At 60.2% G+C, this 12,815-nt stretch carries 11 protein-coding genes; 8 read left to right on the forward strand and 3 right to left on the reverse strand.

Annotation, left to right across the window (positions count from 1 at the left end):
* Positions 1–11: 11 nt before the first annotated feature.
* From prmA to HU743_RS22290, 7 genes are all read left to right on the forward strand, one after another.
* A complete protein-coding gene (gene prmA, locus HU743_RS22260) occupies positions 12–890 on the forward strand; it encodes a 50S ribosomal protein L11 methyltransferase (protein ID WP_186620524.1) in 879 nt (292 codons plus the stop codon).
* 30 nt (positions 891–920) lie between these two features.
* Complete coding sequence (locus tag HU743_RS22265; RefSeq protein WP_186620522.1) at positions 921–2,156, forward strand: DUF3426 domain-containing protein; 1,236 nt, start codon at positions 921–923, stop codon at positions 2,154–2,156.
* A 185-nt stretch (positions 2,157–2,341) separates the two neighbouring features.
* Positions 2,342–3,352, forward strand: coding sequence for a tRNA dihydrouridine synthase DusB (gene dusB / locus HU743_RS22270; protein WP_186547495.1), 1,011 nt, complete (start codon positions 2,342–2,344; stop codon positions 3,350–3,352).
* Positions 3,349–3,669: a DNA-binding transcriptional regulator Fis gene (fis, locus tag HU743_RS22275; protein ID WP_003221275.1), complete on the forward strand. Its 321-nt coding sequence runs from the start codon at positions 3,349–3,351 to the stop codon at positions 3,667–3,669. The genes dusB and fis overlap by 4 nt, the downstream gene beginning before the upstream one ends.
* Before the next feature lie 83 nt (positions 3,670–3,752).
* Positions 3,753–5,360: a bifunctional phosphoribosylaminoimidazolecarboxamide formyltransferase/IMP cyclohydrolase gene (purH, locus tag HU743_RS22280; RefSeq protein WP_186651257.1), complete on the forward strand. Its 1,608-nt coding sequence runs from the start codon at positions 3,753–3,755 to the stop codon at positions 5,358–5,360.
* 169 nt (positions 5,361–5,529) lie between these two features.
* Entirely contained in the window at positions 5,530–6,825 is a 1,296-nt protein-coding gene (gene purD / locus HU743_RS22285; RefSeq protein ID WP_186547499.1) for a phosphoribosylamine--glycine ligase, read from the forward strand.
* A gap of 99 nt (positions 6,826–6,924) precedes the next feature.
* On the forward strand, positions 6,925–9,699 hold the full coding sequence (locus tag HU743_RS22290) for a response regulator (protein ID WP_186620520.1): 2,775 nt from the start codon (positions 6,925–6,927) through the stop codon (positions 9,697–9,699).
* Between the two features lie 22 nt (positions 9,700–9,721).
* Here HU743_RS22290 and HU743_RS22295 read toward each other — a convergent pair whose 3' ends face one another.
* The 3 genes from HU743_RS22295 to HU743_RS22305 are packed head-to-tail and all read right to left on the reverse strand — an operon-like array spanning position 9,722 to position 11,915.
* Positions 9,722–10,360, reverse strand: coding sequence for a hypothetical protein (locus tag HU743_RS22295; protein WP_186651259.1), 639 nt, complete (start codon positions 10,358–10,360; stop codon positions 9,722–9,724).
* On the reverse strand, positions 10,357–11,058 hold the full coding sequence (locus HU743_RS22300; protein WP_186651261.1) for a hypothetical protein: 702 nt from the start codon (positions 11,056–11,058) through the stop codon (positions 10,357–10,359). The genes HU743_RS22295 and HU743_RS22300 overlap by 4 nt, the downstream gene beginning before the upstream one ends.
* 56 nt (positions 11,059–11,114) lie before the next feature.
* Positions 11,115–11,915 (reverse strand): hypothetical protein, encoded by an 801-nt coding sequence (locus tag HU743_RS22305; RefSeq protein WP_186651263.1) that lies wholly within the window; start codon positions 11,913–11,915, stop codon positions 11,115–11,117.
* Positions 11,916–12,148: 233 nt separating this feature from the next.
* Here HU743_RS22305 and HU743_RS22310 point away from each other — a divergent pair, with 233 nt between their 5' ends.
* Positions 12,149–12,745 carry a MarC family protein gene (locus HU743_RS22310; RefSeq protein WP_025111770.1) on the forward strand — a complete coding sequence of 199 codons (597 nt, stop codon included), beginning with the start codon at positions 12,149–12,151 and terminating at the stop codon, positions 12,743–12,745.
* Positions 12,746–12,815 lie beyond the last annotated feature (70 nt).

Genomic DNA, 12,815 nt, shown 5'->3' on the forward strand with positions numbered 1-12,815 from the left:
AGGTGCCCGCCATGCCTTGGCTGCAAGTCCGTCTCGCCATCACTCCGGAACAAGCCGAAACCTACGAAGACGCGTTCCTTGAAGTCGGTGCCGTCTCGGTGACGTTCATGGACGCCGAAGACCAGCCGATCTTCGAGCCGGAACTCAACACCACCCCGCTGTGGTCGCACACTCATCTGCTGGCCCTGTTCGAAGGCGGCACCGAAGCTGCGCCGGTCCTGGCCCACCTCGAGCTGCTGACCGGCGGCCCGCTGCCCGAGCACCACAGCGAAGTCATCGAAGACCAGGACTGGGAGCGCAGCTGGATGGACGGTTTCGAGCCGATGCGTTTCGGCCAGCGCCTGTGGATCGTGCCGAGCTGGCACGCCGCGCCGGAACCCGACGCGGTCAATCTGCTGCTGGACCCGGGCCTGGCGTTCGGCACCGGCACCCATCCGACGACGGCACTGTGCCTGGAATGGCTTGACGGTCAGGACCTGAAAGGCTGCAACGTGCTGGATTTCGGCTGCGGCTCGGGAATTCTGGCGATCGCCGCGCTGCTGCTCGGCGCTAAAGAAGCCGTTGGCACCGACATCGACGTGCAGGCGCTGGAAGCTTCGCGCGATAACGCCGGGCGCAACAACATCGCCGACGAGTTGTTCCCGTTGTACCTGCCAGAGGATCTGCCGCAGGTTCAGGCTGACGTGCTGGTCGCCAATATTCTCGCCGGCCCGCTGGTGGCCCTGGCGCCGCAATTGTCCAGCCTGGTCAAGTCCGGCGGGCGCCTGGCACTGTCCGGCATCCTCGCCGAGCAGGGCGAAGAGGTCGCGGCGGCTTATGCGCAGGACTTCGACCTCGACCCGATTGCCAATCGCGATGGCTGGGTGCGCATCACCGGGCGTCGGCGCTAAAATGACCGCTTGCCTGAACCGGATCGCCGCATGACCGACAGTTTCGTCACCCAGTGCCCGCATTGCCAGACCAGCTTCCGCGTCAACCATGCTCAGTTGAGCGTGGCCCGCGGGGTGGTTCGCTGCGGCTCTTGCCTGCAAGTGTTCAACGCCGCCAGGCAGTTGCTCGAGCAACACGCCGGCAAGGATCCGGTGGCACCGTCGGTAGCCCAACCCGCTCCGGCAGCGCAACCACCGGCCGTCGACACAAGCGCACCGCGGGCGATCAGCCAAAAGCAATGGAGTGCCTCGGAGCTGGACCTGGACAGCCTCGATCTGGACGAGGAACTCGCCCGCCTCGAACAACGCGAGATCCAGCCGATCAGCGAATTCGGCCGCCCGCGCGAAGACGCCTTGAGCGCCCGCCGCGACAGTCCGGAACCGGACGAAGCCGTCTGGCCGGACAGCCTGTTCAGCGAACCTGCCAACGAACGTCCGCAAGACCTCGACAACGCCCCGCCGTCGGCGGAGATCGAGCCGGTCAAATCCGCGCGCACGGAACCCTCGCTGTCGCTGGAGCCGGTGGACCTGGATGACGAGCCGGCGATCCCGCAACTGCGCCTGCACGATCCGATCGATCCGAACGCCCGTCGCGAGCGCCTGTCAGCCGACGAAGACGACGACTTGCCCGCGATCGAACCGCAGCGCAAGAAACGCGGACGCGCCGAGCCCGGCGTCCGCGCCGAAGTGCTGCAAGACCTGACCGACGACCCGCTGCAACTGGACTGGCAGAAACGCCGTTCGCCGTGGGGTCGGCGCCTGCTCTGGCTGGTGCTGGTCGTGCTGGCAGCCGGCGCGCTGGCCGGCCAGTACATCGCCTATCACTTCGACGAACTGGCGCGCCAGGATCAATACCGCCCGTGGTTCCAGCAGGTCTGCCCGCAGATCGGCTGCACCGTGCCATCGAAGGTCGACATCGCCAAAATCAAAAGCAGTAACCTGGTGGTGCGCAGCCATCCCGAGTTCAGCGGGGCGCTGGTGGTCGACGCGATCATCTACAACCGCGCCACATTCTCCCAACCGTTTCCATTGCTTGAGCTACGCTTTGCCGATCTCAACGGTCACCTGATCGCCAGTCGCCGCTTCAAGCCCGGCGAATACCTCAGCGGCGATCTGGAAGGCCTGGCGGAAATGCCACCGCAAACACCGATCCACATCGCGCTGGATATTCTCGATCCAGGCCCGAAAGCGGTGAATTACAGCCTGAGCTTCCACTCGCCCGAGTGAACGGCTGGACCGGCTCCGGATTGACGGCGGTTTTCTGACTGCTCTCCATGCAACCAAACCGCTGGCGATAACGGAATAACTGTTCAGATTTTGTTCAATTGAGCCTTTAACCAGTCATCGAGAGCGGGTATCATGCCAACCCTTTTTCGAACTCTCATGATCCGGCCCCACTTCAGGGAAGTCCTATGTCGGCGGTACGCATCGGCCCATACACATTGCAGAACGGCTTGATTCTCGCCCCGATGGCGGGCGTCACCGATCAGCCCTTTCGTCAGCTGTGCAAGCGTCTGGGCGCAGGGCTTGTCGTCTCGGAAATGGTCACCAGCGACATGAGCCTGTGGAACACCCGCAAGTCGCGCATGCGCATGATCCACGAAGGCGATCCCGAGCCACGCTCGGTACAGATTGCCGGTGGCGATGCGCAGATGCTGGCGGATGCGGCCCGGGCGAACGTCGAGCTGGGCGCGCAGATTATTGATATCAACATGGGTTGCCCGGCAAAGAAGGTCTGCAACAAGGCCGCCGGTTCCGCGTTGTTGAAAGACGAAGCACTGGTGACCGAGATCCTGCAGGCCGTCGTGGCGGCAGTCGATGTGCCGGTCACCCTGAAGATCCGCACGGGCTGGGATCGCGACAACAGGAACGGCCTGACCGTGGCGAAAATCGCCGAACAGGCCGGGATCACCGCGCTGGCCGTGCATGGCCGCACGCGCGCCGATCTGTACACAGGGGAAGCGGAGTACGACACGATTGCCGCGATCAAGCAGGCGGTGTCGATTCCGGTGTTTGCCAATGGCGATATCGATTCGCCGCAAAAGGCCCGTTACGTGCTCGACGCGACCGGTGCCGATGGCCTGCTGATAGGCCGTGCCGCCCAGGGGCGGCCATGGATTTTTCGCGAGATCGAGCACTTCCTGCGTACCGGCGAGCAATTGCCGGCACCGGAGCTGATCGAAGTGGAACACATTCTGCTTGAGCATCTGGCCGCCCTTCACGCCTTCTATGGGGACGTGATGGGCGTGCGCATTGCCCGCAAGCATGTGGGCTGGTATCTCGCAACCTTGCCGGGCGCCAGGGAGTTTCGCGCCCGTTTCAATCGTTTGGATGGTACGGAAACACAATGCGCCAACGTTCGGGAGTTCTTCGCCGAGCGTTACAAGAGCCTGACAGGGGACGAAGAAGGGGTGGCCGCATGACGATGATGACCGAGACTTTAGTGAGTGGAACAGCACCCGTGAGCGACAACGTGAATTTGAAACAGCACCTCAATACGCCGAGCGAAGAAGGCCAGACCCTTCGCGGGAGTGTCGAGAAGGCGCTGCACAATTATTTCGCCCACCTTGAGGGCGCGTCCGTCACGGACGTGTACAACCTGGTGCTTTCCGAAGTCGAGGCGCCCCTGCTCGAAAGCGTGATGAACTACGTCAAGGGCAATCAGACCAAGGCCAGTGAGCTGCTGGGACTGAACCGCGGCACACTGCGCAAGAAACTCAAGCAGTACGATCTGCTGTAAGCATTCAATCAAACCAGAAAGGCGCCCGCGTAAAAAACGGTCGCCTTTTTTGCTGACTTCCTTTGCTTTTGATGGAAATTGAGATGACCGACCAGACTACCCGCCTGCCGATCCGCCGCGCCTTGATCAGCGTTTCCGACAAGACCGGGATCCTCGAATTCGCCAGGGAGCTTGAAGCCCTGGGCGTCGAGATCCTCTCCACCGGCGGAACGTTCAAGTTGCTGCGCGACAACGGCGTTGCCGCAGTGGAAGTCGCGGATTACACCGGTTTCGCCGAGATGATGGACGGCCGGGTGAAAACCCTGCACCCGAAAATCCACGGCGGCATCCTCGGTCGTCGCGGTATCGACGACGCGATCATGAGCGAGCACGGCATCAAGCCGATCGATCTGGTGGCGGTCAACCTCTATCCGTTCGAAGCCACCATCAACAAGCCAGGCTGCGACCTGCCGACCGCCATCGAGAACATCGATATCGGCGGCCCGACCATGGTCCGTTCCGCAGCAAAAAACCATAAAGATGTAGCGATCGTGGTGAATGCCAGCGATTACGCCGACGTCCTGCAAAACCTCAAGGCCGGTGGCCTGACCTACGCCCAGCGTTTCGACCTGATGCTCAAGGCCTTCGAACACACTGCCGCCTACGACGGCATGATCGCCAACTACATGGGCACCGTGAATCAGGCGGCCGAAACCCTGACCACCGAAGGTCGCAGCGAATTCCCGCGCACCTTCAACAGCCAGTTCATCAAGGCTCAGGAAATGCGCTACGGCGAGAACCCGCACCAGAGCGCGGCGTTCTACGTTGAAGCCAAACCTGCCGAAGTCGGCATCGCCACCGCGACCCAGCTGCAAGGCAAAGAGCTGTCGTACAACAACGTGGCCGACACCGACGCTGCGCTGGAATGCGTGAAGAGCTTCGTCAAGCCAGCCTGTGTGATCGTCAAGCACGCCAACCCGTGCGGCGTCGCTGTCAGCCCGGACGCCGAAGGCGGTATCCGTCAGGCCTACGAACTGGCCTACGCCACCGACACCGAGTCGGCCTTTGGCGGCATCATCGCCTTCAACCGTGAACTGGATGCCGAGACCGCCAAGGCGATCGTCGAGCGTCAGTTCGTTGAAGTGATCATCGCGCCATCGGTCAGTGAAGAAGCCCGCGCCATCGTCGCGGCCAAAGCCAACGTGCGCCTGCTGGCCTGCGGCGAGTGGTCGGCTGACCGCGCTGCTGCCTGGGACTACAAGCGCGTCAACGGTGGTCTGCTGGTACAGAGCCGCGATATCGGAATGATCGGCGCCGATGACCTGAAAGTCGTGACCAAACGCGCTCCGACCGAACAGGAAATCCACGACCTGATCTTCGCCTGGAAAGTTGCCAAATACGTTAAATCCAACGCCATCGTCTACGCCAGGAACCGCCAGACCATCGGTGTCGGCGCCGGCCAGATGAGCCGCGTCAACTCGGCGCGCATCGCTGCAATCAAGGCTGAGCATGCCGGTCTGCAGGTTGCCGGATCGGTGATGGCCTCCGATGCGTTCTTCCCGTTCCGCGATGGTCTGGACAACGCGGCCAAGGTCGGCATTACCGCCGTGATCCAGCCGGGTGGCTCGATGCGTGACGCTGAAGTGATTGCCGCTGCTGATGAAGCAGGGATCGCGATGGTGTTCACCGGCATGCGCCATTTCCGTCACTAAGAAGCAGTCGCAAGCTTCAAGCTGCAAGCTGCAAGAAAAAGCTGATCAGAGTCGCTTTCCCTTGCAGTTGCAGCCTCACTAACTCAGAGCCACAAGCTGCCATCTGGCGCGATGCATACCCGCCCTTACTTGCAGCTTGTAGCTTGCAGCTTCTCCAAAGGAGTCTCCCTTGAATGTTTTGATCATTGGCAGCGGTGGCCGTGAGCACGCCCTGGCCTGGAAAGTGGCTCAGGATCCGCGCGTGCAGAAAGTCTTCGTTGCACCGGGCAACGCCGGTACGGCGATTGAGGCCAAGTGCGAAAACGTTGCCATCGACGTACTCGCCCTTGAGCAACTGGCCGACTTCGCCGAGAAAAACGTCGCCCTGACCATCGTCGGCCCGGAAGTACCGCTGGTCGCTGGCGTGGTCGATCTGTTCCGTTCCCGTGGCCTGGACTGCTTCGGTCCGACCGCCGGTGCTGCGCAACTGGAAGGTTCGAAAGCCTTCACCAAGGATTTCCTCGCCCGTCACAAGATCCCGACCGCCGATTACCAGAACTTCACCGAGATCGAGCCGGCCCTGGCTTATCTGCGTGAAAAAGGTGCGCCGATCGTGATCAAGGCCGACGGCCTGGCTGCGGGCAAAGGCGTGATCGTTGCCATGACCCTGGCCGAAGCCGAAGACGCCGTGCGTGACATGCTCGCCGGCAATGCGTTCGGCGATGCCGGTTCGCGCGTGGTCATCGAAGAATTCCTCGACGGCGAAGAAGCTTCGTTCATCGTCATGGTCGACGGCAAGAACGTGCTGCCGATGGCCACCAGCCAGGATCACAAACGCGTCGGCGACGGCGACAGCGGCCCGAACACCGGCGGCATGGGCGCTTACTCCCCTGCCCCGGTGGTGACCGCCGACGTGCATCAGCGCGTGATGGACCTGGTGATCTGGCCGACCGTGCGTGGCATGGCAGAAGAAGGCAATGTCTACACCGGTTTCCTCTACGCCGGTCTGATGATCGACAAGGCGGGCAATCCGAAGGTCATCGAATTCAACTGCCGCTTCGGCGATCCGGAAACCCAACCGGTGATGCTGCGTCTGCAATCGAGCCTGGTCTTGCTGGTCGAAGCCGCACTGGCACAAGCGCTGGATAAAGTCGAAGCACAGTGGGATCCGCGTCCGAGTGTCGGCATCGTGCTGGCCGCTGGCGGCTACCCGGGCGATTACGCCAAGGGCGCAGCGATCAACGGCCTGGAGGCTGCCGCGAATCTGGAAGGTAAAGTCTTCCACGCCGGTACCGCATTGAAGGACGACAATGTCGTCACCGCCGGTGGTCGCGTACTTTGCGCCACCGCAATGGGCGCAAGCGTCAGCGAAGCCCAGCAGCAAGCCTATAAACTCGCGGCGGCCATCGACTGGCAAGGCTGTTTCTACCGCAAGGACATCGGCTACCGCGCCATTGCCCGTGAACGTGGCGAAATCCAGGAATAAGTTGTCCACCTCGCCCGGCGCGCAATGCCATTGCTCGCCGGGCTGTTCCGCCGTCGCGCATCGTTATATTCTGGCTTCAACCTACGAAGGGATCTCGCCGTGCGCTGGCTCAGGAATGCCATAAGCTTCACCGTCACTTTGCTGACCCTGCTCTGCATGCTCCCGGCCCAGGCCGCCCAAGGCAGTGGCTGGTCGGTATTGCTTGACGATCAGGGCAGCCTGCAACTGAGCGATATCCGCTCCCCTCGCTACACCAATCAATTCAGCCCCATCGATCTTGAGCGCCTCACGGCGGCCGAACCCGAGGGGGCCTTGTGGCTGCGTTTCAGGCTGGCACCGGGCAAGCATGAACAAGTGCTGCGCATCTTTGCCCCTGACCTGTCACAGCTCAATCTTTACGTGCTCGACGGCGACAAGCTGATCGAGCAACGCAACACCGGCACCGACCAGCCACAGGCTGAGCGGCCCCTGCCGAGCAGCGACTTCATGCTGCCGCTGCCGCTGAGCGACAAGCCCCTCGACGTTTATCTGCGCATGGTCTCCGACCATCAGTTGCGCCCGCACATCACCCTGCAGTCGGCGGTGGTCAGCGCGGCCAGTCAGACCCAGACGCTGGTGTTCGGCCTGCTGTTCGGTTGTCTGGGCATGCTGTTGCTGCACAATCTGGTGCGCTACGCCTATTCCCGCTCGCGCAGCAGCCTGTGGCTGGCGGTCTGTGAAGGTCTGCTCGGGTTGAGTCTGCTGCTGTTGCTCAATCTGGCCGGGCCGTGGTTGCCGAACTGGCATGCGTTGCAGACACCCGGCGCCTATCTGGCGTTGCTGCTGACCGCTCCGGCCGGGCTGATGTTCGCCTTGCGCTTCTTCTCCCCGCTCGGGCCGCACCCGCTGAACAAGCTGTTGCTGACAGACATTGTGCTGATCGTGACGTGCAGCCTGCTGTTGCTGTTCGTCAACACGCTGCCGCTGAACATCATCACCTATGCGCTGGTGGCGCTGGCAGGCCTGAGCATGTTGCTGGTGGGGTTCTACCACTGGCAGAAAGGCTACCGGCCGGCGCGTCTGTTCGTCGCGGCGATGGTGGTGTTCAACATCGGCACGCTGATCATCCTTCCGGCGTTGCTGGGATTGACCCTGGTCGCGCCGCAAGGCCTGATCATGACGTTGATGGTGTTCATCTGCATCAGCGGCCTGCTGATGAGCATCGCCCTGGGCGAGCGACAGCGCAGCATCACCGAAAGCCGTTTCAGCATCAGCCGCGACCTCGCCGCGAGCAATGCCGAGATCAACGCCAAAGCCGAATTCCTCGCCAAGATCAGCCACGAAATCCGCACCCCGATGAACGGCGTACTGGGCATGACCGAGTTGCTGCTCGGCACGCCGCTCTCGGTCAAGCAACGCGACTACGTACAAACCATCCACAGCGCTGGCAACGAACTGCTGACCCTGATCAACGAGATCCTCGATATTTCCAAGCTCGAATCCGGGCAGATCGAACTGGACGACGTACAGTTTGACCTCAACGCCCTGATCGACGACTGCCTGAGCATCTACCGGGCCAAGGCCGAGCAGCAGAACGTCGAGCTGATCAGTTTTATCCAGCCGCAAGTGCCGCGCGTGATCAGCGGCGATCCGACGCGCCTGCGCCAGACCCTGCTGAGCCTGCTGGAAAACGCCCTGAAAAAAACCGACGAAGGCGAAGTGCTGATCGTCGTCGCCCTCGATGAGCGCAGCAGCAAGCCGCGCCTGCGCATCGCCGTGCAGGACAGCGGCGTGCCGATGGAGGCGGAAGAACGCGATGCGCTGATGCACGCCGAGCTGCACAGCAAACACTTTCTTTCGGCCAATCGCCTGGGCGGCAATCTCGGCCTGGTGATTGCCCGGCAACTGATTCGCCTGATGCACGGCGAGTTCGGCATCAAGAGCGGCGCCACGGCGGGCAGCACCTTGTGGCTGACCCTGCCGCTGGACCCGGACCGCCTGGAACACCCGACCTCGGATCTGGACAGCCCGCTGCAAGGCGCACGGGTGCTGGTGGTCGACGACAACGACACCTGCCGTAAAGTGCTGGTGCAGCAATGCAGCGCCTGGGGCCTGAATGTCAGCGCCGTGCCTTCGGGCAAAGAAGCGCTGGCGTTGCTGCGTACCAAAGCGCACCTGCGCGACTATTTCGACGTGGTCCTGCTCGACCAGAACATGCCCGGCATGACCGGCATGCAGCTTGCGGCCAAGATCAAGGAAGACCCGAGCCTTAACCACGACATTCTGCTGATCATGCTCACCGGCATCAGCAATGCGCCGAGCAAAATCATCGCGCGCAATTCGGGGATCAAGCGCATTCTGGCCAAACCGGTGGCCGGCTACACCCTCAAGACCACCCTCGCCGACGAACTCAACCAGCGCAACAAAGGTCAGGTGGTGTTCCAGCCGCAAGTCGTCACGGCCGCCACCGCCGCCAAGGTGCCAAGCGATTTCCGCATCCTCGTCGCCGAAGACAACACGATCTCGACCAAAGTGATTCGCGGCATGCTCGGCAAGCTCAACTTGCAACCTGATACCGCCAGCAACGGTGAAGAGGCGCTGCAAGCGATGAAGGCCCAGCGTTACGATCTGGTGCTGATGGACTGTGAGATGCCGATCCTCGATGGTTTCTCCGCGACCCAGCAGCTGCGGGCCTGGGAAGTCAGCAACCAGCGCATCCGCACGCCGATCGTCGCGTTGACGGCGCACATCCTTGCCGAACACAAGGAACGCGCGCGTCAGGCGGGCATGGACGGGCACATGTCCAAACCCGTCGAGCTGTCGCAGTTGCGCGAGCTGATCGAACACTGGGTCGCGCAACGCGATCAGCAGAATCGAACAGCATCGACCTTCTGAATGAGCTCGCGCCGCCCTTCGATCAGATGTCGAGGCTACTCAGATATTTGAGCGAGCCAGACACCACTGACTTTTTTACCTTTTCCCGAAACTGGGCGTAATGCAGAGTGTTGAAGGTAATGACAGCAATCTGTTCAACGCTATTGTGGATAATTGCCGGATTGCCACCGAAGAGAAAACCGCTGACCTGTTGCCTGACCTGGAATTGCCGGTGATAAATGCCCATCTGCACTTTGTTCGGGCCGCTCGGGAGGCAGGGAATCACTTGAAAGTAGCCGACATTGCCGCGCAGGCTTGTGTCCTCGAACAGCTTGAGCGCCGATGTATTGCGCTCCATGGCCAGCAGCGCACGCCGCACAGGCTCGGAATACGCCTCGCCGATGACAGTCTCGATGCCCTGGACTGCCTGACCGGCCATCCGAGCACCAGACGGTGTCAATGCAGTTGGTTTCGGCACGTCCCACCCGATAACCCTGAGCACGTTCCTGTAGTACGTGAACCAGTCCCCCACCAGCCCATCCTGTAACGCCGCTCGCGTCGCGTTTTGCGCAAAAGCGGTGCTCATGTAGATGTCCTCTCGCTGGAATGCTTGCACGCCGTTGGCGAATGCCACGACGCTGCCTCCCACCACCGCAGCCTGCGGCGCAATCAGTTCTGTCATGGTGTAATTTCCTTTGGCAATGTCAACACCGCCACACTGCCGGCAAGCCTGTCCGCGACTTTCCTGGCAATCGCATCGCGCGCGACCCGATACCGGGTCTCGGAAAGGTTCGCCCGGGCGTGATGCACCTGAACCGGACCTTGAATATCGCCCGCTTGATAGATCTGTTGAAATGGATTGGGGGTTAACGCTTCTCGCGTCTTGAACTCGACGTAGACGCTTGTGATCGAGGTGGGAGAATCCGCGCAAATAACCAGCAAACGCACCGGCGTCATCGTCGCTGGCAAATCGCTCGAACCAGCCGCTGCAGGCTTGTTCATGTAACTGTGCAGCCGTTGGAGGGCCGCGTCGTCGCTCGGCAATTGTGCAATCTTCGCCAGGATGGTGGCCATTACACGCTGTTGCAGCGGCGCATGACGGGGCAACGCCACGGTAAACAGTTGCAACGCCGTTTCTGCAGTGGTGCTGTTGATCTGCCACGTTTGTTTTGATTTTTGCTGGCGCAGCCAGAAATCATCGAGAACCTTCACATAAACGCTGTACCAATTGGTCTGCAGATTGTTTTCGCTCTGTTTATTGGCCACCAACTGCGCCAGTAACGTCGCCTCGATCAACCCACTGTAAACTTCCTGCCCTTCATGCGCAGGAACTATCAATATACACGCACCGACAACCAGAGTTGAATACTCGCTCTCCATATTACTTCCTCCCCAACAAAAAAAAGGCAGTCATCATGACTGCCTTTTTTAATTAATCAGATGTCATATTCTTCGATCTTCGACACAACGTTAAGGCCCAGCCTGTTCTTGATTGTCTCGCGAGCTGCATTAGCGACCAAGGTGTTCTTTTCAAACACCGTTTCGCCGCGGTACAACTTCACGTCACGGACATCTACATCCACAAACAGCACTTTGGTCGAAGTGTTACGGCGCAGAAAACGAACCGCTCCAACCGCCATGATGGCTTCGCCGTTTACTTCGGTGCACGCGCCTGCCGAAATACCGCCTACGCCATTGTTCAGCACATTGCGCTCATAAAGGGTCAATGCGGTATCACGTTTCGTCAGAGCGGCGATCGCGTCTCCCGCCACCTTCAGCATCAGCGCCGTCGAAGGGCCTGGCAGGGCAACGCCAGCAATGACCGAGCCGAGGATTTCGAGCACCAGCTTGTCCATCCGGACACTGGTGCCCGAGATTTGCAGATCGCTGTAGTATTTGCTGATAGGCGTCCAGCCCGCACTGGTCATGACGTCGCGGAACAGCATGTACCACTCTCGCCCTTGATCTTCGCGAGGGTATTTCTTGTTAGCGACAAGGCTGGCGAAGAGAAAGGCGTTTTGTGCGTCGGATCGGTTTTCACCACTGATGTTTCCCGAGAAGGACAAGATACCTTCGCCGACAATGGAGCCCTTGGTCGGGGCCTCTACAGCGTCGCCTGAGTTCAGCCCAAGCGAAGCACTGCGACTTTGAATAATAAACTCTTCGTCAATTTCATAGCATTGCAGATCATTAACGCAATTAGCTACATAGCTTTGTTGCAGCACTAGACTATTCACTTTTATTTCCTTATTTATATTTAAACAAGCCCTCATGAACTTGCAAAACAACAATAGCCAAGCCACCCACCACTGCACAAACAAAAACATGTAACACCCATTATCAAAGCCCCCCCCTGCACAACTAACAAAGATTAAAAAGCAGCGGACCTGTTCATTTAAAAGCCGATACCCCAAGCCCTTGCGCGACTGATAGACTCCAACCCACTCACTACTTGCAGCGAGACAAGGCCATGCTTCATGTGCTGTTCAGCGTTTACCTGAAGATGCTGGTGCTCTACAGCCCGTTCTTCGTATTGTCCTGTTTCATCAGCCTGACCCGTGGTTACTCGCGCAAGGAGCAACGGCGCCTGGCCTGGAAGGTTGCGGTGGCAACCCTGGTTTCAAGCGTTTTGCTGTATTTGTTCGGACGAGTGATTTTCGATGTGTTCGGCATCACCGTGGATGCGTTTCGCATCGGCGCCGGCAGCGTGCTGTTCATTTCGGCGCTGGGCATGGCCCAGGGCAAACCGGCGGTGCAGGCTGACAATGTGCAGCAGGACGTGACCATTGTGCCGCTGACCATTCCGTTGACGGTGGGCCCCGGCACCATCGGCGCACTGCTGGTGATGGGCGTCAGCCAGCCGCACTGGGACGACAAACTCACCGCGATCATGAGTATTGCGCTGGCAAGTTTCACAGTGGGCGTTGTGCTGTATCTGTCCAATCGTATCGAGCGGATTCTCGGCGACCAGGGCTTGCAGATTGTCAGCCGTTTGATGGGGTTGTTTGTCTGTGCTTTAGCGGCGCAGATTATCTTTACTGGAGTGAAGGGTTATCTGGTGCCTTGAGCGCTGGCACAGCGCAACGCCGAAACCAAACGCCGCAAACGGAAACGTTTGCGGCGTTTGGTCGAGCAGT

It is taken from the genome of Pseudomonas sp. SWRI99, assembly GCF_014270125.1.
Lineage (GTDB): Bacteria > Pseudomonadota > Gammaproteobacteria > Pseudomonadales > Pseudomonadaceae > Aquipseudomonas > Aquipseudomonas hamedanensis.

What these genes read in the sequence shown, in the direction of transcription:
- prmA (WP_186620524.1), top strand. Translation starts at nt 12, where the DNA reads ATGCCTTGGCTGCAAGTCCGTCTCGCCATCACTCCGGAACAAGCCGAA.
- HU743_RS22265 (WP_186620522.1), top strand. Translation starts at nt 921, where the DNA reads ATGACCGACAGTTTCGTCACCCAGTGCCCGCATTGCCAGACCAGCTTC.
- dusB (WP_186547495.1), top strand. Translation starts at nt 2,342, where the DNA reads ATGTCGGCGGTACGCATCGGCCCATACACATTGCAGAACGGCTTGATT.
- fis (WP_003221275.1), top strand. Translation starts at nt 3,349, where the DNA reads ATGACGATGATGACCGAGACTTTAGTGAGTGGAACAGCACCCGTGAGC.
- purH (WP_186651257.1), top strand. Translation starts at nt 3,753, where the DNA reads ATGACCGACCAGACTACCCGCCTGCCGATCCGCCGCGCCTTGATCAGC.
- HU743_RS22295 (WP_186651259.1), bottom strand. Translation starts at nt 10,360, where the DNA reads ATGACAGAACTGATTGCGCCGCAGGCTGCGGTGGTGGGAGGCAGCGTC.
- HU743_RS22300 (WP_186651261.1), bottom strand. Translation starts at nt 11,058, where the DNA reads ATGGAGAGCGAGTATTCAACTCTGGTTGTCGGTGCGTGTATATTGATA.
- HU743_RS22310 (WP_025111770.1), top strand. Translation starts at nt 12,149, where the DNA reads ATGCTTCATGTGCTGTTCAGCGTTTACCTGAAGATGCTGGTGCTCTAC.